16 protein-coding genes are annotated in these 19,883 nt (G+C 74.1%); 7 read left to right on the top strand and 9 right to left on the bottom strand.

Annotated features, from left to right (window positions below):
- Positions 1-104: 104 nt before the first annotated feature.
- A complete protein-coding gene (locus ACWEJ6_RS47345) occupies positions 105-1,184 on the top strand; it encodes an ABC transporter permease (protein ID WP_452431931.1) in 1,080 nt (359 codons plus the stop codon).
- A complete protein-coding gene (locus ACWEJ6_RS47340) occupies positions 1,181-1,870 on the top strand; it encodes an ABC transporter ATP-binding protein (RefSeq protein WP_452431920.1) in 690 nt (229 codons plus the stop codon). The genes ACWEJ6_RS47345 and ACWEJ6_RS47340 overlap by 4 nt, the downstream gene beginning before the upstream one ends.
- Before the next feature lie 30 nt (positions 1,871-1,900).
- Here ACWEJ6_RS47340 and ACWEJ6_RS47335 read toward each other — a convergent pair whose 3' ends face one another.
- From ACWEJ6_RS47335 to ACWEJ6_RS47325, 3 genes are all read right to left on the bottom strand, one after another.
- Positions 1,901-2,650 (bottom strand): hemerythrin domain-containing protein, encoded by a 750-nt coding sequence (locus tag ACWEJ6_RS47335; RefSeq protein WP_452431919.1) that lies wholly within the window; start codon positions 2,648-2,650, stop codon positions 1,901-1,903.
- 107 nt (positions 2,651-2,757) lie between these two features.
- Entirely contained in the window at positions 2,758-4,617 is a 1,860-nt protein-coding gene (locus ACWEJ6_RS47330; RefSeq protein ID WP_452431918.1) for a vWA domain-containing protein, read from the bottom strand.
- A gap of 161 nt (positions 4,618-4,778) precedes the next feature.
- Positions 4,779-6,041 carry an MFS transporter gene (locus ACWEJ6_RS47325; protein ID WP_452431916.1) on the bottom strand — a complete coding sequence of 421 codons (1,263 nt, stop codon included), beginning with the start codon at positions 6,039-6,041 and terminating at the stop codon, positions 4,779-4,781.
- Positions 6,042-6,223: 182 nt separating this feature from the next.
- On the opposite strand from ACWEJ6_RS47325, the gene ACWEJ6_RS47320 reads away from it, so the two are divergent.
- The 3 genes from ACWEJ6_RS47320 to ACWEJ6_RS47310 all read left to right on the top strand — a co-directional run bounded on the left by ACWEJ6_RS47320 (position 6,224) and on the right by ACWEJ6_RS47310 (position 9,105).
- The gene (locus tag ACWEJ6_RS47320; RefSeq protein WP_452431915.1) at positions 6,224-7,612 is read left to right on the top strand and encodes an MBL fold metallo-hydrolase; all 1,389 of its coding nucleotides are present in this window, start codon (positions 6,224-6,226) and stop codon (positions 7,610-7,612) included.
- Positions 7,613-7,687: 75 nt separating this feature from the next.
- Positions 7,688-8,260 carry a rhodanese-like domain-containing protein gene (locus tag ACWEJ6_RS47315; protein WP_452431913.1) on the top strand — a complete coding sequence of 191 codons (573 nt, stop codon included), beginning with the start codon at positions 7,688-7,690 and terminating at the stop codon, positions 8,258-8,260.
- On the top strand, positions 8,257-9,105 hold the full coding sequence (locus tag ACWEJ6_RS47310; RefSeq protein WP_452431912.1) for a sulfite exporter TauE/SafE family protein: 849 nt from the start codon (positions 8,257-8,259) through the stop codon (positions 9,103-9,105). The genes ACWEJ6_RS47315 and ACWEJ6_RS47310 overlap by 4 nt, the downstream gene beginning before the upstream one ends.
- Here the strand turns inward: ACWEJ6_RS47310 and pta are convergent.
- On the bottom strand, positions 9,091-11,151 hold the full coding sequence (gene pta / locus ACWEJ6_RS47305; protein ID WP_387676490.1) for a phosphate acetyltransferase: 2,061 nt from the start codon (positions 11,149-11,151) through the stop codon (positions 9,091-9,093). The two genes, ACWEJ6_RS47310 and pta, sit on opposite strands and share 15 nt — an antisense overlap.
- Before the next feature lie 159 nt (positions 11,152-11,310).
- Between pta and ACWEJ6_RS47300 the strand changes: the two genes are divergently transcribed.
- Positions 11,311-14,214, top strand: a complete 2,904-nt coding sequence (locus ACWEJ6_RS47300; RefSeq protein WP_452431911.1) for a pyridoxamine 5'-phosphate oxidase family protein — start codon at positions 11,311-11,313, stop codon at positions 14,212-14,214.
- A 24-nt stretch (positions 14,215-14,238) separates the two neighbouring features.
- Here ACWEJ6_RS47300 and ACWEJ6_RS47295 read toward each other — a convergent pair whose 3' ends face one another.
- Genes ACWEJ6_RS47295 through ACWEJ6_RS47285 form a run of 3 tightly spaced genes read right to left on the bottom strand, consistent with a single transcriptional unit; the run spans position 14,239 to position 17,135 of the window.
- Positions 14,239-15,363 (bottom strand): M50 family metallopeptidase, encoded by a 1,125-nt coding sequence (locus ACWEJ6_RS47295; protein ID WP_452431909.1) that lies wholly within the window; start codon positions 15,361-15,363, stop codon positions 14,239-14,241.
- A gap of 46 nt (positions 15,364-15,409) precedes the next feature.
- Positions 15,410-16,255 (bottom strand): universal stress protein, encoded by an 846-nt coding sequence (locus ACWEJ6_RS47290; protein WP_387676481.1) that lies wholly within the window; start codon positions 16,253-16,255, stop codon positions 15,410-15,412.
- Positions 16,256-16,295: 40 nt separating this feature from the next.
- Positions 16,296-17,135, bottom strand: coding sequence for a universal stress protein (locus ACWEJ6_RS47285; RefSeq protein WP_452431908.1), 840 nt, complete (start codon positions 17,133-17,135; stop codon positions 16,296-16,298).
- Between the two features lie 222 nt (positions 17,136-17,357).
- Between ACWEJ6_RS47285 and ACWEJ6_RS47280 the strand changes: the two genes are divergently transcribed.
- The gene (locus tag ACWEJ6_RS47280; protein WP_387676475.1) at positions 17,358-18,269 is read left to right on the top strand and encodes a universal stress protein; all 912 of its coding nucleotides are present in this window, start codon (positions 17,358-17,360) and stop codon (positions 18,267-18,269) included.
- Between the two features lie 10 nt (positions 18,270-18,279).
- On the opposite strand, the gene ACWEJ6_RS47275 is transcribed toward ACWEJ6_RS47280, so the two are convergent.
- Positions 18,280-18,990, bottom strand: coding sequence for a universal stress protein (locus tag ACWEJ6_RS47275; protein WP_452431906.1), 711 nt, complete (start codon positions 18,988-18,990; stop codon positions 18,280-18,282).
- A 133-nt stretch (positions 18,991-19,123) separates the two neighbouring features.
- On the bottom strand, positions 19,124-19,883 hold a 760-nt coding region (locus ACWEJ6_RS47270), incomplete at its 5' end, for a phosphoketolase family protein (RefSeq protein ID WP_452431905.1).

The following is a 19,883-nucleotide window of genomic DNA, read 5'->3' as shown; positions in this document are numbered from 1 at the left end:
AAAGAAGTATTACGGGCGGACCGCATGCACGATGCGCGGCCGATCCGGCGGCGCGCACGCTGGAGCACGTCAACATGACCTTCAACCGCAACGGGGGACGCGCCGTGTTCGTGGCGCTCAGAGACCTGCGCTTCGCGAAGGGACGGTTCGCTCTCATGGGCGCCGTCGTCTTCCTCATCACCCTCCTGGTGACCATGTTGTCCGGCCTGACCGCCGGGCTGGCACGGGAGAACATCTCGGCCGTGGAGGGCCTGCCCGCCGGGCACCTCGTCTTCGCCGGCAGCGGGAAACCGTCCTTCGCCGACAGCCGCGTCACCGACCGGACCTGGCAGGAGTGGCGGCGGGCGACCGGTGACGCCGCCGAGCGGCTGGGCGTCTCCATGTCGCGGCTCGGCTACGGCGACGACGGGAGCGCGGGGGTGGCGCTCTTCGGCGTCCAGCCGGGCGGCGCCCTCGCCCAGGGACGGCCCGTGGACGCCGGGAAGGTCGTCCTCTCCGCCGCGCTCGCCGCCGACACCGGGGTGGGCGCCGGGGACACGGTGCGGATCGCGGGCCGGGACTTCACCGTGTCCGGCGTCGGCGGCCAGGCGTCCTACAGCCACACGCCCGTCGTCTGGGTCGGCATCGGCGACTGGGAGCAGATGGGCCGCCAGGCCGGCGCCGACAGCGTGGCGACCGTCCTGGCGCTGCCCGCCGGTGACACGGGGCTGCCTGCCGGCGGCCTGGCCGCGGCCGACGCGCGGCTCGGCACCACGACGGTCCCGCTGTCGCAGGCGCCCGCCGCGATCGGCTCGTTCTCCTCCGAGAACGGGTCGCTCCAGCTCATGCGCGGGTTCCTGTTCGCGATCTCGGCCCTGGTCATCGGGGCCTTCTTCACCGTCTGGACGATCCAGCGGCGCGGCGACGTCGCCGTGCTCAAGGCCCTGGGCGCGAGCTCCGGCTACCTGCTGCGGGACGCGCTCGCCCAGGCGGTCATCGTGCTGCTGGGCGGCGCGGGCGCCGGCGGCCTGCTCGGCGCGGGCCTCGGCGCGCTGGCCGAGGGGACGGTGCCGTTCGTGTTGTCGGCGGCCACCACCGTGGCGCCGGTGGCCGTGCTGATCCTCCTCGGTGCCGCCGGGGCCGCGCTGGCCATCCGCAAGATCACCTCTGTCGACCCGCTGACCGCCCTGGGAGCCTCCCGATGACACTCAAGCTGACCGACGTCGTCCTGACCTATCCCGACGGCGACCGTACGCTGACCGCGCTCGACCACGTCAGCCTGGCCGTCGCGGCGGGCGAGTTCGCCGCGGTGGTCGGCCCGTCCGGCTCGGGCAAGTCGAGCCTGCTCGCCGTCGCCGCCACCCTGATCACGCCCGCCGCGGGCAGCGTGATCATCGCCGGGCAGGACGTCTCCGGAGCCGGCCAGGCGGCCCGCACCAGGGTTCGCCGCGACCACGTCGGCATCGTGTTCCAGCAGGCCAACCTGCTGCCCTCGCTCACCGCGCTGGACCAGCTCCTGGTGATGGCGCACCTGGCCGGCGAGTCCCCGCGCGCGGCCGGCCCGCGGGCGCGGGAGCTGCTGCTCGCCGTCGACCTGGGCGGCAAGGAGCACAAGCGCCCGCACCAGCTGTCCGGCGGCGAGCGCCAGCGCGTCAACATCGCCCGCGCCCTGATGAACTCCCCCGAGGTGCTGCTGGTGGACGAGCCCACCAGCGCGCTCGACCACCACCGGGGCGAGCTGATCGTCTCCCTGCTGGCCGACCTCACCAGGAGGAACGACCTGGCCACCGTCATGGTCACGCACGATTTGGCCACCCTGGACCAGGTGGACACCGTCCTGTCCATGGACGACGGCAGGCTCGGCGAACGCGCCGCCACCCGGGTCGCCTGACCGGGCCCGCGCCGCGAGCACCGGCCGGGGTCAGCCGCGCGGGGTGAACTGGTCGAGGTCGTAGATGCCGAGCGCCTTCTCGATGTCGGCCACCTGCGCGACCACGCCGGTGAAGCCGGCCGCGCCGAATCGGCGGTGCTCCTCGTCCTCGAACGTCTCGGCCAGCTCGGCGAACTCCTTGGGCGGGATGACGGCCCGCATGGCGGGGAAGACCACGGTGTCCTCGCGCGCCTCGTGCGGCTCGTACATGCGGACGAAGGCGGCCAGGTCGGCGGTCAGGCCGCGGCGGACGCTCTGGGGGACGGGCCGCGCGGTGGCGTCCAGGATGCGGCCGGTCAGGACGCGTCCGCGCCGGTGCTGCCGGATCAGCACGGGCACGACGTCGGTGAGCCTGCCCGCCCCGACCAGGCGCGGGAAGACGTAACGCTCTTCCAGCCGCTCGTGGTAGTCCTCGATGAACGTGCGGATGATCCCGGCCCCGGCGTGCAGCGGGCCGACCGGCACCCGCTCCCCGGCGCCGATCCGCCGGACGCCCTCCCGGTAGACCAGCAGGACGCGCTTGAGGACCCCGTGCTCGCGCATGAGGTCCTCCGGCGGCGTGACCGGCACCTCCCCGGCCTGCTCCGGGCCGGGAGCGGGGCTGGCCGTCGCGGCACTGCGGGCCGGCCGCGCGGTGTCGCAGCCGGTCAGCATCGCCGAGCCGCAGGCCAGGGCGACGGGCATGGCCAGCATCTCGCGACGGCGCACGCCCGCCGGCCCGCCGCCTGCTTCGTCCCGCATCGTCCGCCCCCGTTCCCGAGCCGCCCCTCCCAGGTGCTGCCCGTCGGCCGGCGGTCCGACGCGAAGGCGCGGGTAATCCTTGTGCCGGGAACGCGTCTACCTGCGGGCTACCACTCCTCGTTCCATGCCTCGTCAGGCATGGACCACTCCTGCGGGTGCGGGCAGGCGAAGGCCGATTTGTGGCAGACGTCGTGCCAGCCCGGGTGCTCCTCGCAGTGGTCCCAGTACGGATGCCCGCCGTGGCAGTGCTCCGGACGGGTCGGCGTGGGCTTCGGCGTCGGTGTGGGCGTGGGCGTGGGCGTCGGGGTCGGCGTGGGCGTGACGGTCGGCGGGACCGTGGGCGTCGGGGTGACCGTCGGGGTCGGGGTCACCGTTGGAGTCGGTGTCGGTGTCGGAGTGGGCGTGGGCGTCGGGGTCGGGGTCGGGGCCGGCGCGGGCGGGCGGTTGTAGACGGTGCAGCTGACGGCCGCGTCGCTCGGCACCTCGACCGTGAAGCCGAGGCCGCCGCTGTTGGTCACCGGCACCTCGACGCCGGTGTCGATCAGGCGGCAGACGGCGTTGCGCCCGTCCTGGGTGACCAGGGTGTGGTCGGGGTGCTGGGCCTCGGTGACGGTGACGTCGGCCGACGCGGTCTGGCTGAAGGTGAGGTCGAAGTTGACCGACCCCGTGCCGTCGCCGGTCGTCGACTCGGTGGCGGGCAGCCCGCCGATGCCCGGCGTGGTGGTCTCGGCGGTGAAGTCCCAGCCGGGTCCGGCCGGGGTGGCGCCGGTGACGTCCTCACCGGTGTTGCCGGACGGGACGAGCTGCTTGATCACCGACAGCGACCCCTCGCACTGGGCGCGGACGATCTCCCGCAACGCCTGCCCGGCGGCGGCGTAGTCGCTGGTCTGGAAGTAGTCGGCGGCGGCCGCGTTGGTGCCGTCGAAGGCGGTGGTGCCGGAGATGGCGCGCAGGTTGAGCGCGGTCAGGCCGGTCACGCCGTTGCCGACGCCGACGGCCAGGACGCGGGTGCCCTCGGCCTTGACCGCGTTGGCGGAGAAGATCCCGGCCTCCACCTCGGCGATGCGGGTGTTGCTGCCGTCGCCGAGCAGGGTGTCGTAGTAGGTGGGGTTGCCGTCGGTGAGCACCACCAGCAGGTCGTAGCGCGGCGCGGCCTCGGCGACCGCCCACAGGCCGCGGTCCCAGTTGGTGCCGCTGCCGAGCTGCCAGTCGGCGTACTGGTTCTTGAACGCCTCGGCGCCCGCCTCGGTGGACACCGGCATGAGGTCGGGGTTGTTCGTGGTGCCGGCGCTGGGCGAGTTGCGGTCGAAGGTGAACAGCGCCATCCGGGACGGGGTGCCGGTCAGCGCGTCGGTGAAGGTGTCGGCGGCCGCCTTCAGGTCGGGCAGCGCGCTGCCCACCGAGGCTGACAGGTCGAGCAGCAGCGCGACGTCGAGGCCGCAGGTGAGATCGGGCCGGGGGTTGACCCGTGACTGCTGCCAGATCCCGGTCGAGGCGGTGGCGTCCGCGCGGGTGTCGTTGATCATGAAGTCGCTGGTGGAGGAGTACGTGGTGCCGCTCTCCAGCGCGGGGGTCTGGAAGACGTACGGCGTGGCGACGGAGTTCGACCCGCTGCCGCGGCCGGTGCGCAGCTCGGGGTTGGTGTACCAGCCGCCGGGGGCGGACAGCTGCTTGACGTAGAAGCGGGCGCCGGCGTTGTCGCCGCCCGGCTCGGTGCCGGGGACGACGAAGCTGCAGTCGCCGTCGTCGTCCGAGACGCACACGCCCCAGTCGGCGTCGACCGGGTCGGCCGCGTCGGGCGTGGCGAACAGGCCGAGCTCGACCCCGGCCAGCGGCCCCACGGTGGTGTCGCCGGTGCGGTCGCCGCCGGTCCGCACCGTCACCACCGAGGTGTCCGGCGACGGATCGGGCACGACCAGCGGGGACGACGGGACCGCGAGCAGCCCCGCGCACAACACTTTCGCCATCCTGCCGGCGACTATGCGAACACTCTTCATCTTCCCCCCAGAGCGATCCGATCACTACGGACTGTAACCAGGAGTGGATCAAAGGGCGCTTCCGCCGTCCCCGGCCGCGCGATCAATGCCGACCGCACCTTGGGACGCGCTTGACCTGGGACGGGCCGCCGTCAGCCCGCCGTACGGTCGCTGATCCAGCGGGCGGCGAGCAGGCCGGAGACGGCGGTGAGGACGGCCCCCGCGACGACCGTGGCGCCGAGGCCCAGCACGTCGGCGAGCACCCCGGCGACCAGGGCTCCCGCCGCGTAGCCGACGTCGCGCCAGAAGCGGTAGGCCCCCAGGGCGTTGGCCCGCCAGGAGGGGTGGGCGTGGTCGGAGACCGACGCGATGAGGGCGGGGTAGACCATGGCGGTGCCGAGCCCGAGGACGACGGCGGACAGGACCCCGGCGAGCAGGGCGTCGCCCAGCGGGGCGACGGCCAGGAGGAGCCCGCCGGCCTGGACGAGCATGCCGGTGACGATGAGGGGTTTGCGGCCGAGGCGGTCGGCGAGGTGCCCGGCGGGGATCTGGCCGACGCCCCACAGCAGCGGGTACAGGCCCTTGATCAGGCCGACGGCGGCCAGGCCCAGGCCGTGCTCGGTGAACAGGAGAGGGAAGACACCCCAGGTGAGGCCGTCGTTGAGGTTGTTGACCAGACCGGCCTGGCTGACGCCGCGCAGCGAGCGGTCGCGCCAGGACGTGCGGGCGAACGCGGCCGCCGGACCGATGTCCCCGCCGGCCGGCCGGGGGTGCCGGTCGAGTTCGAGTGCCACGTGGGCGGCGGTGTCGCGGACGGCCAGGGCCAGGGCCAGCCCGGCCACGACGAAGACGACGCCGACGAGCTCGGGGACGGGACGCAGGCCGTGACGGGTGGCGAGGTAGCCGGTGAGCAGCGCGGTGGCGCCGACGGCGGTGTACCCGGCGGCCTCGTTGAGGCCGGTGGCCAGCCCCCGCCGGCCGGGCCCGACCAGGTCGATCTTCATGTTGACGGTCATCGACCAGGTCAGGCCCTGGTTGAGGCCGAGCAGGACGTTCGCGGCCACGATCCACCCCCAGGAGGGCGCCCAGGCCAGGACGAACGGGACGGGGATCCCGATCAGCCAGCCGGCCACCAGGAGCTGCTTGCGGCGGAACCGGGCCGTCAGCGCTCCGGCGGCCAGGTTGGTGGCCGCCTTGGTGAGCCCGAAGGCGACGATGAAGGAGAAGACGGCGAGGTCGCTGGTCAGGCCGAAGGCGTGGGCGCCGATGAGGGGCACGGTGGTGCGTTCGAGGCCCACCAGGCCGCCGACGGCGATGTTGACGACGACCAGCAGCGAGAACTGCAGGGCGTTCTCCCGGAGTCCCAGGCGTACGGGAGGCCGGCCGGCCGGGGCGGGAGCGGAGGTGTTCTGCACGGCGAAGGTCCCTTCGCGCCTGGATCGCCGGGTGGATATGTCCAGGTCACCATACCCCCCCAGGTATCCTTGGCAATACCACGGGGGGTATTTGACATCCTCTCCGCGGAGAACCTACTGTCGGGTAGCGATACCCCCCAGGGTATCAACCCACTGGCCGCGTTCCTCACGAAGGGATTGCCGTGTTCTTCACCCAGTACTACCTGGACTGCCTCTCGCAGGCGTCGTACATGATCGCCGACGAGGGGACCGGCCGCGCGGTGGTCGTCGACCCGCGGCGGGACGTCTCCGAGTACCTGGCCGACGCCCGCGCGCACGGCCTGACCGTCGTCGGCGTCGTCAACACCCACTTCCACGCCGACTTCGTCGCCGGCCACCTGGAGCTGGCCGACAGCACCGGCGCCTGGATCGGCTACGGCCGCCGCGCCGAGACCGAGTACCCCATCCGCAAGCTCGGCGACGGCGAGCGCATCTCCCTCGGCGACGTCACCCTGGAGATCATGGAGACGCCCGGCCACACCCCGGAGTCGATCAGCGTCCTGGTCTACGAGCACGCCGAGGACCCGGTCCCGTACGGGGTGCTGACCGGCGACGCCCTGTTCATCGGCGACGTCGGCCGCCCCGACCTGCTCGCCTCCGTCGGCGTCACCCCCGGGGAACTGGGCGCGATGTTGTACGACAGCGTGCAGAACAGGCTCATGGGCCTGCCCGACGCGGTGCGGGTCTTCCCCGCGCACGGCGCCGGCTCGGCCTGCGGCAAGAACCTCTCGGCCGAGAAGCAGTCGACCATCGGCGAGCAGCGGGCCACCAACTACGCGTGCGCGCCGATGGACCGCGAGACGTTCGTCGCGCTCGTCACCGCCGGGCAGCCCGCCGCCCCCGGCTACTTCGCCTACGACGCCGATCTCAACCGCAGGGACCGCGCCCGCTACGACGCCTCGGCGGCGCCCGTGCCGCTGACCCTCGACGCGTTCACCGAACTGAGGGCCGCCGGCACCGTCGTGGTGGACGCCCGCGACCCGCAGGACTTCGCCGCCGGGCACCTGCGCGGCGCGGTGAACGTGCCCGCCGACGGGCGCTTCGCCGAGCAGGCGGGCACCGTGCTCGACCCGGACGCCGAGCTGGTCGTCATGGCGCCGCAGAACCGCGAGGAGGAGGTCGTCACCCGCCTGGCCCGGATCGGCTTCGACCGCGTCGCGGGTTACCTGCGCAACCCCGATGACGCGCTGGTGGCCCTTGCCTCCGAGGTCGCCCCGGCCAGCCGCCTGACCGCCGCGCAGCTGCGCGCCGCGCTCGCCGGCGACGCCCCGCCCGTCGTCGTGGACGTGCGCACCGCGGGCGAGCGCGAGGCGAACGGCTTCATCGACGCCGCGCTGCACATCCCGCTGAGCGAGCTGCCCGCCCGCAGCGGCGAGCTGCCCGCCGACCGGCCCGTCGTGCTGCACTGCGCGGGTGGTCACCGCTCCTCCGTCGCGGCGAGCCTGCTGCGGCACCGCGGCTTCCAGGACGTCTCCGACGTGCTCGGCGGCTACGCCGCGTGGGCCCTGTCGGCCGAGCCGGCCGGCGTCTGACCGGACTGTCCCCTTTCCCCGTCCCACACGTATGTCTACTCGATACCCCCTGGGGTATCGGCGAAGGAAAGATCCATGAACACCTCCTCCGTCCTCACCCCCACCGTGCTGCAGCGGCTCGTCCAGGAAGGGCGGGCGCCGCGCCTGCTCGACGTGCGCACGCCCGGCGAGTTCCGCACGGCGCACATCCCCGGCTCGTACAACGTGCCGCTGAACACCCTGCGCGAGCACCGGGCCGAGCTGCTGGCCCACCTGGACGAGGACGTCGTGCTCGTCTGCCGCTCCGGGGCGCGGGCCGCGCAGGCCGGGCAGGCCCTCGCCGAGGCCGGGCTGCCGAACCTGCGCGTCCTGGAGGGCGGCATCGTCGCGTGGGAGACGGCCGGCGCGTCCCTGGAGCGGGGGCCCGAGCGGTGGGACATCGAGCGCCAGGTGCGGCTCGTGGCCGGTTCCGTCGTCCTGGTCACCGGTCTGGCGGGGATCTTCCTGCCCGGCGCGCACCTGATCGGCACCGCGATCGGCGCGGGCCTGACGTATGCGGCCGTCAGCAACTCCTGTGCCATGGGCGTCCTGCTGTCCCGGCTGCCCTACAACCGCGGGCCGCGCGCCGACATCCGCACGGTGCTCGCGGAGCTGCGGAGCACCCCGTGACCGTGCTGATCGTCGCGGCGTCGCTGCTCGTCGGGGTCAGCCTCGGCGTGCTGGGCGGCGGCGGCTCGATCCTGACCGTGCCGATCCTGGTCTACCTGGCCGGGCAGGACACCAAGGAGGCGATCGCCACCTCGCTGTTCGTCGTCGGCGTCACCAGCCTGGCCGCGCTGGTCCCGCACGCGCGGGCCCGGCGGATCCGCTGGCGGACCGGGCTGCTCTTCGGCGCGTTCAGCATGGCCGGCGCGTACGGCGGCGGACGCCTGGCCGAGTACGTCCCCGGCACGGCGCTGCTCGTCGCCTTCGCCCTGATGATGCTGGCCACGGCGGTCGCGATGCTGCGCAGGCCCCGCAACCCCAGGAAGCGGGCGCGGCCCGCCCACGGCGACCTGCCGCTGCCGCACATCGCGGCGGAGGGCCTGGTCGTCGGGGCAATGACGGGGCTGGTCGGCTCCGGCGGCGGTTTCCTCGTCGTCCCGGCGCTCGCCCTGCTGGGCGGGCTGCCGATGGGCGTCGCGGTCGGCACCTCGCTGCTCGTCATCGCGATGAAGTCGTTCGCCGGGCTCGCCGGGCACCTGGCGGGCGTCGCGATCGACTGGCGTCTCGCCCTGATCGTGACGGCGTCCGCGGTGATCGGCAGCCTGGCCGGCGGCCGGCTCGCGGGCCGCATCCCGCAGGACGCGCTGCGCACGGCGTTCGGCTGGTTCGTCGTCGTCATGGGCGTGTTCGTGCTCGTCCAGCAGGCCGGCGCCGCCGTCTGGAGCCATCCGGCCACGTGGGCGGGGGTCGTGGCGGTGCTGGCCGCCGTCCTCGCCGCCCGCCGGTGGCGCGCCTCAGGCGCCGGCTGACGGTCCGGAGGACGCCGGTTCGTCGCGCACCTGGGCGGCCGTGACCGCCACGGTGGTGACGATGTCGGCCACGGTGGCGCCCCTGGACAGGTCGTTGACCGGCCGGCGCAGCCCCTGCAGCACCGGCCCCACCGCGACCGCCCCCGCGCTGCGCTGGACGGCCTTGTACAGGTTGTTGCCGGTGTTCAGGTCGGGCACCACGAAGACGGTGGCGTGCCCGGCCACCTGGCTGCCGGGCATCTTGGCCCGCGCCACGGCCGGGTCCACCGCGGCGTCGTACTGGATCGGCCCTTCCACCTGGAGGTCCGGGCGGCGCTGACGGACCAGCTCGGTGGCGGCGCGCACCTTGTCGACCTCGGCGCCCGCGCCCGAGGTGCCCGTCGAGTACGACAACATCGCGATCCTGGGCTCGACGCCGAACATCGCCGCGGTGCGGGCCGAGGCGATCGCGATGTCGGCGAGCTGCTCGGCGGTGGGATCGGGGTTGACCGCGCAGTCGCCGTAGACCAGGACCCGGTCGGCCAGGCACATGAAGAACACGCTGGAGACCAGCCCGAGCCGCAGGATCTCGAACGCCGGCCTGATCGTGTGCGCGGTGGTGTGCGTCGCGCCGGAGACCATGCCGTCGGCCAGGCCGGCGTGGACCATGAGCGTGCCGAAGTAGGAGACGTCGGTGACGGTGTCGCGGGCCAGCTCGACGGTCATGCCCCGGTGCGCCCGCGCCTCGGCGTAGGCGTGCGCGAACCGCTCGCGCAGCTCCGGGTCGAACGGGCTGAGCACCCTGGCCGCGGCCAGGTCGAGGCCGAGCTGGGCGGCCTGGACCCTGATGCGTTCGGCGTCGCCGAGCAGGGTGAGGTCGGCCACGTCCCGGCGCAGCAGGATGTCGGCCGCGCGCAGGATGCGCGGCTCCTCGCCCTCGGGCAGGACGATGTGCCTGCGCCGGGCGCGGGCCCGGTCCAGCAGCTCGTACTCGAACATCAGCGGCGTGACGACGTCGGTCTTGGCGATGTCCAGCCGTTCCAGCAGCAGCGGGCCGTCCACGTGCTCGGCGAACAGGCGCAGCGCCGCGTCGATCTTGCCGCCCGCCTCGGGCGTGAACCGCCCCTCCACGGCCGACAGCCGGGTCGCGGTGTCGAACGTGTCGTGACCGGTGGCGATCACCGGCAGCGGGATCTCCATGCCGCGCAGCAGCCGTTCCACCGAGCCGGGCAGCTCCGTGCCGCCGGTGAGCACCACCGCCGACAGGGCCGGGAAGCCCGGCGAGGTGTGCGCGGCGATCAGGCCGGGCAGCAGCGCGGCGGCCCGGTCGGACGGGATGATCACCGCCGCGCCCTCGGTGAGACGCTCCAGGATGCCGGGCAGCGACATCGCGCCCACCATCAGCGCGCTCGCCTCCCGGCCGAGCCCGTCGCGCTCGCCGAGGAAGAACCAGCCGTCGCACGCGTCGAGCAGGTCGGCGACCGTCGGCGCCCGCAGCGAAGGGGTCTCCGGCAGCACGAACACGGGCGTCGCATGGCTGAGCGCGAGCGGCCCGCCGGTCGAGCGGGTGACCACGACCGCGAGCTCCTGGGCGTGATGGTGGGCCAGCTCCCTGGAGGACACCTCGACCGCCGCGGCGGTGCGGTCGGCCGTCCGGCCCCTGCCGCTCACCACGTTGATCACGGGAGTGCCCAGGTCGGCGGCCAGCCGGGCGTTGAACCCGAACTCCGTCGGCGCGCCCACGTCGGTGTAGTCGGTGCCGACCACCACGACCGCGTCGCAGCGCCGGGCCAGCGCGCGGAAGCGGGCCACGATGTCACCGGCCGCCCGCTCGACGTCGGCGTGCACCTCGTCATAGGTGACCCCAGCGCACGCCTCGTAGGGCAGGGCGAGCTGGAACCGGCTGCGGATGGTGTTGACCAGCCCGTCCTCGCGTCCGGCCCGTACCACGGGGCGGAACACGCCCACGCTTCCCACCTGCCGGGACAGCAGCTCGACCAGGCCCAGGGCGACGGTCCCCTTGTTGCTTCCCGCTTCGCCGGCGGCGACGTACACAGCTCGTGTCATGACACTCATTCTCGACGCCCCCGCCGGGTCCGGAACGCCATCGGGCCCGGATCAGTGTCGTACGCCCCCGGTGTCAGGGACCAACGTCCCTGTCTTGGGGGTGAGGCAGGTGGGTAGCGTCATCGTCATGGCCGCCTTGACCCGGTCCGTGGGGTCGCGATGAACCCGTGGACGCTCACGTACGAGGGCTTCGCCCCGGGTTCGGCCGGGCTGCGGGAGGCGCTGTGCACGCTCGGCAACGGCCGCTTCGCCACGCGGGGCGCCACGCCCGAGGGCCGGATCCGCACGCCCGGCACCTACCACGCGGGCTGCTACGACCGTCTGGCCTCGCAGGTGGGCGGCCGGACGGTCGTCAACGAGGACCTGGTCAACCTGCCCGACTGGCTGCCGCTCGGCTTCGCCACCCCCGGCCAGGACTGGTTCAGCCCGGAGCTGGCCGACCTGCTCGGCTACACCCAGGAGCTCGACCTGCGCCACGGGGTGCTGCGGCGGGAGCTGCGCTGGCGTGACGCGCGGGGCCGGGTCACCCGGGTGCGGCAACGCCGCCTGGTCTCCATGGCCGATCCGGCCCTGGCCGCCCTGGAGACGACCTTCACCGCGGAGAACTGGTCGGGCCCGCTGCGCGTCCGCGCCGGGCTGGACGGGCGCGTCACCAACAGCGGCGTCGAACGCTACCGCGACCTGCGCGGCGACCACCTGACGGAGCACGCCACGGGCCACCGCGACGGGCTGACCTGGCTGACCGCGACCACCCGCGCCTCCCGCGTCACCGTCGCGCTCGCCGCCCGCGCCGACGCCCCCTCCCCCGGCTCGCCCTCCATGGAGCCCGACCACGTCGCCAGCGAGCACGTGCTGACGGTGGCCGAGGGCGCGCCGGTGACGTTCACGAAGGTCGTCGCCCTGCTGACCTCGCGCGATCCCGCCGTGCACGACCCGCTGTCGGCCGCCCTGCGCCGCGCGGCCACGGCCCCGGGCTTCGCCGAGCTGCTGGAGGCGCACGCCGCGGCCTGGGAGCGGCTGTGGGAGCGGGCCGAGCTGAACGTGGACGGGCCGGAGCTGTCGCAGATCGTCCACCTGCACATCTTCCACCTGCTCCAGACCCTGTCGCCGCACACCGCCGACCTCGACGCCGGGGTGCCGGCGCGCGGCCTGCACGGCGAGGCGTACCGGGGGCACGTGTTCTGGGACGAGCTGTTCGTCCTGCCCTGGCTCAACCTGCGCTTCCCCGAGATCTCCCGCGGCCTGCTGCGCTACCGGTGGCGCCGCCTGCCCGAGGCCCGCGCGGCCGCCCGGTCGGCCGGGTACGACGGCGCGATGTTCCCCTGGCAGAGCGGCAGCGACGGCCAGGAGGAGACCCAGACCTACCACCTCAACCCCGCCTCGGGACGCTGGCTGCCGGACGTCTCCCACCTGCAGCGCCACGTCGGCCTCGCCATCGCCTACAACGTGTGGCAGTACCGCCTGGCCACCGGCTCCATGCCGTCGTGGTGCGCCGACCTGCTGATCGCCATCGCGCGGTTCTTCGCCTCGCTGGCCGTGCTCGACCCCGTCTCCGGCCGGTACGAGATCCGCGGCGTCATGGGCCCGGACGAGTACCACACCGCCTACCCGGGCGCCGCCGAACCGGGCCTGGCCAACAACGCCTACACCAACGTCATGACCGTGTGGCTGCTGCGGCACGCCCTCCGGCTCGGCGCGGCCGGCGCGCGGGAGGCGGCGCGGTGGGAGGACATCACCCGCCGCATGCGGGTCGACTTCCACGACGGCGTCATCAGCCAGTTCACCGGCTACGCCGGGCTCGCCGAGCTGGACTGGGAGCGGTACGCGGGCGTGCGCCGCCTCGACCGCGCCCTGGAGGCCGACGGCGACGACGTGAACCGCTACAAGGCGTCCAAGCAGGCCGACACGCTGATGCTGTTCTACCTGCTGGGCGCCGACGAGCTGCTGGCGATCCTCGACGGGCTCGGCTACCCGGCCGACCCCGGCCTGATCCCGCGCACGACCGCCTACTACCTCGACCGCACCAGCCACGGCTCCACGCTGAGCGCCGTCGTGCACGCCTGGGTGTTGTCGCGCTGCGACCGGGCGCGCTCCTGGCAGTTCTTCGCCGAGGCGCTGGTCGGGGACGTGCACGACGTCCAGGGCGGCACCACCGCCGAGGGCGTGCACCTGGGCGCGATGGCCGGGACGGTGGACATGCTGCAACGCTGCTATCTGGGCCTGGAGCCGAGGCCCGAGGGCCTGTTCCTCGACCCTCTGCTGCCCGGACGGCTCGGCACGCTCTCGTTGCCGGTCCTGTTCCGCGGACGCCGGATCACCATCGAGGCCGGCCACGACGGCACGCGGGTCGACGGCGTCCCCGTGCCGGGCGGTGCGGGCCTCGTCCTCACGGAGAGAGAGATGATCATGACGAACAGTGGCGACTTCGGACGCCGGGTGGCCCACCACCGCGACCGGCTGGGCCTCACTGTCGACCAGCTGGCCGAACGCGCCGACATGTCCCCCGGGTACGTCACGTACCTGGAGGGCCACCTCGGCATCCCGGACAGGAACACGGTGACCCGCCTGGCCACCGCCCTGGAGACGACCCCGCAGGACCTGCTGGGCGGTGGCCGCGACCGCCCGCCGGGCCCCGGCGCCGGCCCGGACGAGCCGGTCCTGGAGGTCCTCGACCCCGAGGAGTGCCTGCGCCTGGTCGCGCCGGGCGGGATCGGGCGGATCGCGTTCAACGGCTCGCACGGGCCCACGGTGCTGCCCGTCAACTACCGGCTGCACGAGGGCGCCGTGCTGTTCCGCACGTCCCGCGGCGGGCCCATGGACCAGGACCTGCGCACCGGCCTGGAGGGCGTGGACATCATGATCGGCTTCCAGGTGGACCGGATCGACGAGGTGCGCAAGGAGGGCTGGAGCGTGCTGATCCAGGGGCCAGCCCACCACGTGCCCGAGGACGAGGTCGCCAAGCTGGCCGACGCGGGCGTCACGCCCTGGGCGGGCGGGGAACGTCATCTCTACATCCGGGTCGTGCCGCACCAGGTCACCGGCCGCCGGATCCACGGACTGTGAGCCGGCCGCCGCCGTGGACCCGCGTCACACGGGGGCGGCGGGCCGCAGCAGCGCCTGTTGCAGCGCCCTGCCGAGGTCGGCGTCGGTGATCATGCCGGTGACCGCGCCGCCCTCGACGACCACCGCCGACAGGCCGCCCACCCGCGACGGACGTTCCAGCAGGGCGGCCGCGTGGTCGTCCGGCGACAGGACGCGCGGCGGCTTCTGGGCGGCGACCAGCGTCTCCACCCTGGTGTCCCCCCTGCGCTCTGCGGGCACGGCGAGCAGGGTCTCCAGCGAGACCACGCCGAGCGGCGCGCCGTCGAGCCCCACGACGGGGAAGACGGACTGGTGCGAGCCGAGCACCACCGTGTCGACCAGCCCCTGCACGGTCAGCCACGCGGGCGCCAGGTCCGGCGTGGCCGTCATGACGTCCCGCACCAGCACTCCCCCGAGGCCGCGCCGGGCCGCCCTGCTCATGATCTCGCCGCGGGCGGCGCCCGCGATGTACCAGCCGGTGATCACCACCCACATCCCGCCCAGCGGGTTCCACACCCAGATCACGACGAACCCGGTGAAGGTCAGCGCCATGCCGATCGCGTAACCGGCCCGCGCGGCGCCGGCGTCGGCGCGGGCGCGGTCGCCGTGGCGGCTCCACATCAGGCCGTGCAGCACCCGCCCGCCGTCGAGCGGGCTGCCGGGCAGCAGGTTGAACACGCCCAGGACGAGGTTCATCATGGCCAGCCACGCCACCGCGGCCCTGGGCACTCCCGGCGGCAGCACGGCCGTGACCCCGAGAGCGAGACCGCCCAGCAGCAGGCTCGCGGCGGGGCCGGCGGCCGCCGTCACCACCTCGGCCCCGGGCGTCCGCGCCTCGTCGCGGAACTGCGTGACGCCGCCCAGCGCCCAGAGGGTGACGGACTCCACCTCCATGCCGCACCGCTTGGCCACCAGCGCGTGCGCCAGCTCGTGCGCGAGCAGGGACACCATGAGCAACAGTCCCGTGAGCGCGCCGGCGACCCAGTACGTCGTCCTGCCCGCGCCCGGGGCGGCGACGGCCAGGACCCCGGAGCCCAATCCCACCGCCACGAGCGTGACGATGGCCAGCGCGGACCAGTGAGCGCCGACGGGGATGCCCGCCACCCGTCCGAAGCGCAGGGTTTGCCTCATACTTCCACCTTGCATGCTTCTCGACCCTTCTGACCAGGGACGACCTCTAGGGGCGGACCACCGCGACGGCGCAGCGGGCGTGGTGCAGCACTCCCCTGCTGACCGAGCCGAGCACCAGCGAGCCGAACGTGCCCCGCCCGTGGGAGCCCACCACGATCAGGTCGCAGGGGGCCCCGGTGAGCGCCTCGACCGGATGCGCGCTCTGGACGTCCTCCACGACCGTCACCTCGGGACACCTCTCCCGCCATCCGGCCGTCCGGGCGCGGACCGCCTCGTGCTGGGCGGCGCGGACCTCGTCCAGGTCGTAGGCGATCTCGGGGGCGAAGGCGTGCACGGGGATCTGCCAGGCGCGGATCAGGCGCAGCCGGGCGCCGCGCAGCCTGGCCTGCTCGAAGGCGTAGCCGATGGCCGGCTGGCAGACGTCGGAGTCGCCGATCCCGACGCCGATCTCGCCGACCGGCCCGCCACTCTCGGCGCGCACCACCACCACGGGACAGGCGGCGTGCCCGGCCACGTGCGTGGTCACCGATCCCAGCAGCGCGCCGGCGAACCCGCCCAGCCCCCGGTTGCCGATGACCAGCTCGTCCGCCTGCCGCGCCTGATCCAGCAGGACGGCCGCGGGCGTCCCCTCGACGACCTCGGCGTGCAGCCGCACCGACGGCTGCCGGGCGCGCGCGGCGGTCTCGGCCGCCTCCAGCACCTTGGCCGCCGCCATCAGCAGGTAGTTGCCCTGACCGTAGTCGGGGAACCTGGTGACGGCGTACGGCTGCCGGTCCAGGGCGTGCACGATCCGCAGCTGCGCGCCCGTCCGCGCGGCGTCGTCGGCGGCCCAGCCGACCGCCGCGGCGGCGGGGGCCGAGCCGTCGGCTCCCACCACGATCACACCGGCCATGACGCCCCCTCGTCCGACACTCCGAACACCTCCGGTCCCGTCATCCCTTCTCCGCGCGCGGCCGTACCACCGCCACCGGGCAGGCGGCGTGATGCAGCACGCCGTGGCTCACCGAGCCGAGCACCGCGGAGGAGAAGCCGCCCCGTCCGCGCGAGCCGACCACGACGAGGTCCGCGGCGGCGGCCGCCTCGGTGAGCGCGGCCACGGGGTGCCCGCGCACCTGCTCGTCGGTGATCTCGACGTCGGGGTTCTCGCTCCGGCACGGGTTCACCCGCGCCTGGGCCGCCCTCGCCTCCTCCTGGAAGGAGTCGGCCAGCAGGTGACTGTAGGCCGCCCAGTACGGCGAGACCGCCGGCGCCTGCCAGGCGTAGACCACGTGCAGGCGGGCGCGGCGCGCGCGGGCCTGCTCGACGGCGTACGCCATGGCCTGCCGCGACCCCGCCGAGCCGTCGTCGCCGGCCACCACCAGGTCGTGCCGGACGGCGACCACCCCGCGGACGACCACGACGGTCCCCGCGGCGTGCCCGGCCACCGCCCGGCCCACCGACCCCAGCACCATGCCGGCGAAGCCGCCCATGCCCCTGCTGCCCAGCACCAGGCTGTCGGCGGTGGCCGATTCGACGATCAGCGCGTCGATCACGTTGCCCGCCAGCATCTCGGCGGTGACCTCGATGCCCCCGCCGATCGCGCGGGCCCGGCCGGCGGCCGCCTCCAGCGCGCCCAGGCAGTACCGGGCGCCGTCCACGCCGAGCACCCACTGCTCGCACACGTGCACGAGCCGGAGCGGCAGCCCTCTGCGCTGGGCGTCGCCGGCGGCCCACTCCACCGCGGCGGTCGATGACGCGGAGCCGTCCACCGCGGCCACGATCCGTCCGCGCATCTTCCCTCCTTCGCGCCTTCGACATCCCCATACCCGCCATAACGGATATAAGGGGCGTAAACACACCAAAAGTCGCCGCCGTCCTCTCCAACTTCGGGACCCGGCGCGTGACGGGCAAGCAGGCCAGGCCAAGAGTTTCCTCCCTCGTGGGGCTCGTCCCGCCGGTCCGGGGAAGGCTCATCCGCGCAGGTAACCGGACAAAATTCGCTCCCGGAGGCGGCAGTGATCGACGCCCACGCCGGCCGGCCCGTGCTCGTCGGGTACGACGACTCGACCGAGAGCCGCCACGCGCTGCACTGGGCGGTCGCCGACGCGCGCCTGCGCGGGCTGCCCGTCCTGGTCTGCCACGCCCTGCACTGGCCCTACGCCCCCAGACCCGTCGCCCAGGAGATCATGCGGCACGTCGAACCGGTGGCGCTCGGCGTCGTGGACGAGGGCGTCCGGCGGGCCAGGGAGCTGGCGCCGGAGCTGGACGTGCAGCCGCTCCTGGGCCGGGGCACCCCCTCGGCGGTGTTGCTGGAGGCCGCGCGCGAGGCGGAGCTGACGGTGCTCGGATCCCGCGGGCAGGGCGGGTTCGAGGGGCTTCAGGTGGGGTCGGCCGCCGTCCAGGTGCCCGCGCACAGCGTCACGCCGGTCGTGGTCGTCCGGCCGCCGCTCCAGCCGCCCACCCGCCAGGACGTCAGGATCGTGGCCGGCCTGGACGGCTCACCCGCCAGCCTGGCCGCCTTCGACCTCGCCCTGGACGAGGCCGCCCTGCGCGAGGGCACCGTGACGGCCCTGTGCTGCTGGGCCGACTGCGGGTCGTCGTCCTGGCAGGAGCCGCTGCCTTTCGTGGACTCGCACGCGCTGCGCAAAGGCGCGGAGAACCGCTTCCGCGAGGTCGTCTCCCACCTGGCCCGCAGACGCCCCGAGGTGACGGTGGTCACCGAGTTCCTGACCGAACGCCCCCAGCGCGTGCTGATCGAGGCATCCAAGGACGCCACGCTCCTCGTGCTCGGCAACCGGGGGAACGAAGCCCCTCCCTGCCTGCTGCTCGGAGCGGTGACGCAGGCCGCCCTGCTGGAGTCCAGGTGCCCGGTCGCGGTGGCGCCCGCGGCCGTGCTGAACCCGCGGCTGCCGCCCGCGTCCGGGTGACGCGGGCAGCTCAGGGGCGGCCGCCCGGCACCACCGCGACCGGGCAGGGCGCGTGCTGCGGAAGGGAGCTCGCGGTGCCGAGATGCGCGGCCCGCGGCCGGCCGACCACGACCAGCGTCGCCCGCTCGTGCGGCTCACCCTGCTCCACCTGGACCTCCGGGCGGCGAGCCGCCCACTCCCCCAGGTCGGCGGAGGCCGCGAGCGGCAGCCCGCGCATGGCCGCCTCGGCGAACGCGAACTCGACGACCGCCGCGTCCGGCTCCCGCTCGGCCAGGACGACCGGGCCGGGACGGGTGGCCTTCGGCAGCGGCCCCGGCCCGCGTACGACGATCACCGGGCACTCGGCGTGCGCGGCGGCGTACCCGGCCACCGAACCGACCACCACCCTGGGCAGCGCGCTCAGCCCCCGCGAGCCGACCACGACGAGCGTGGCGTCGGCGGACAGCTCCACCAGCCGCTGGGCGGCCGGGCCCTCGTACAGGTCGGTCTCCACGCGGACGCCCGAACTGGTGGAGCGGGCGCACTCGGCGCCGTGCCACAGGACGTGCTCGGCCGCCTTGCGAAGATGGGCCTTGGCCTCCTCCTCCGCCTCGCCGTACGGCCATTGCCAGGCGTGGACGACGGTCAGCGGCAGGTTCCTGAGCTCGGCCTCGTCCAGCGCCCAGTCCAGGGCCTGGACGGAGAAGTCCGAGCCGTCGTAGCCGAGCACGATGCGATCCATGTCCGTGATCCCTTCAGACGTCGCCAGCCTTCAGCCTCGGTCCCGCGAGGCCGGCCACCCGTGGTGCGGCGGCCCGTCTTGACGGGACCTTGGCCCTCCTTTTCCGGCCGCGCGGGCCGGCGTCCTTCGCGCGTCACCAGGTCCAGTCGCGGACGGCGGGGGCGTCCTCACCGTGCTCGCGGGTGTGGGCGCGGGCCGCCAGCCGCTCGTCGGCCATGCGCTGGCGCAGGTGCGCCTGGGTGGCGCCCAGGCCGGGCACCCGGTCGATGACGTCGATGACCAGGTGGTAGCGGTCGATGTCGTTGAGCATGGCCATGTCGAACGGCGTGGTCGTGGTGCCCTCCTCCTTGTAGCCGCGCACGTGGATGTTGGCGTGCCCGGTGCGGCGGTAGGTCAGGCGGTGGATGAGCGAGGGGTAGCCGTGGAAGTTGAAGACGACCGGCCTGCCGGTGGTGAACAGGGCGTCGAACTCGGCGTCCGGCAGGCCGTGCGGGTGCTCCGACGGCGGTTGCAGCCGCATCAGGTCCACCACGTTGACGACGCGCACCTTCAGCTCGGGCAGGTGTTCGCGCAGGATGGCCGCGGCGGCCAGCGTCTCCAGGGTGGGCACGTCGCCCGCGCAGGCCAGCACGACGTCGGGCTCCGTCCCGTCGTCGGTGGAGGCCCACGGCAGGACACCGAGGCCGCGGGTGCAGTGGGCGATCGCCTCGTCCATGGTGAACAGGTCCAGCACGGGCTGCTTGCCCGCCACGATCACGTTGACGTAGTCGCGCGAGCGCAGGCAGTGGTCGGCCACCGACAGCAGGGTGTTGGCGTCCGGCGGCAGGTAGACCCGCACGACCTCGGCCTTCTTGTTGACCACGACGTCGAGGTTCGAGGGCGAGGACGTCTTC

The organism is Nonomuraea sp. NPDC004702 (assembly GCF_053601695.1).
Note: the sequence above shows the minus strand (reverse complement) of the source record. Positions and strands in the feature narration are given on the sequence as shown.

What these genes read in the sequence shown, in the direction of transcription:
- ACWEJ6_RS47285 (WP_452431908.1), bottom strand. Translation starts at nt 17,135, where the DNA reads ATGCGCGGACGGATCGTGGCCGCGGTGGACGGCTCCGCGTCATCGACC.
- ACWEJ6_RS47340 (WP_452431920.1), top strand. Translation starts at nt 1,181, where the DNA reads ATGACACTCAAGCTGACCGACGTCGTCCTGACCTATCCCGACGGCGAC.
- pta (WP_387676490.1), bottom strand. Translation starts at nt 11,151, where the DNA reads ATGACACGAGCTGTGTACGTCGCCGCCGGCGAAGCGGGAAGCAACAAG.
- ACWEJ6_RS47335 (WP_452431919.1), bottom strand. Translation starts at nt 2,650, where the DNA reads ATGCGGGACGAAGCAGGCGGCGGGCCGGCGGGCGTGCGCCGTCGCGAG.
- ACWEJ6_RS47275 (WP_452431906.1), bottom strand. Translation starts at nt 18,990, where the DNA reads ATGGATCGCATCGTGCTCGGCTACGACGGCTCGGACTTCTCCGTCCAG.
- ACWEJ6_RS47315 (WP_452431913.1), top strand. Translation starts at nt 7,688, where the DNA reads ATGAACACCTCCTCCGTCCTCACCCCCACCGTGCTGCAGCGGCTCGTC.
- ACWEJ6_RS47330 (WP_452431918.1), bottom strand. Translation starts at nt 4,617, where the DNA reads ATGGCGAAAGTGTTGTGCGCGGGGCTGCTCGCGGTCCCGTCGTCCCCG.
- ACWEJ6_RS47290 (WP_387676481.1), bottom strand. Translation starts at nt 16,255, where the DNA reads ATGGCCGGTGTGATCGTGGTGGGAGCCGACGGCTCGGCCCCCGCCGCC.
- ACWEJ6_RS47300 (WP_452431911.1), top strand. Translation starts at nt 11,311, where the DNA reads ATGAACCCGTGGACGCTCACGTACGAGGGCTTCGCCCCGGGTTCGGCC.
- ACWEJ6_RS47295 (WP_452431909.1), bottom strand. Translation starts at nt 15,363, where the DNA reads ATGAGGCAAACCCTGCGCTTCGGACGGGTGGCGGGCATCCCCGTCGGC.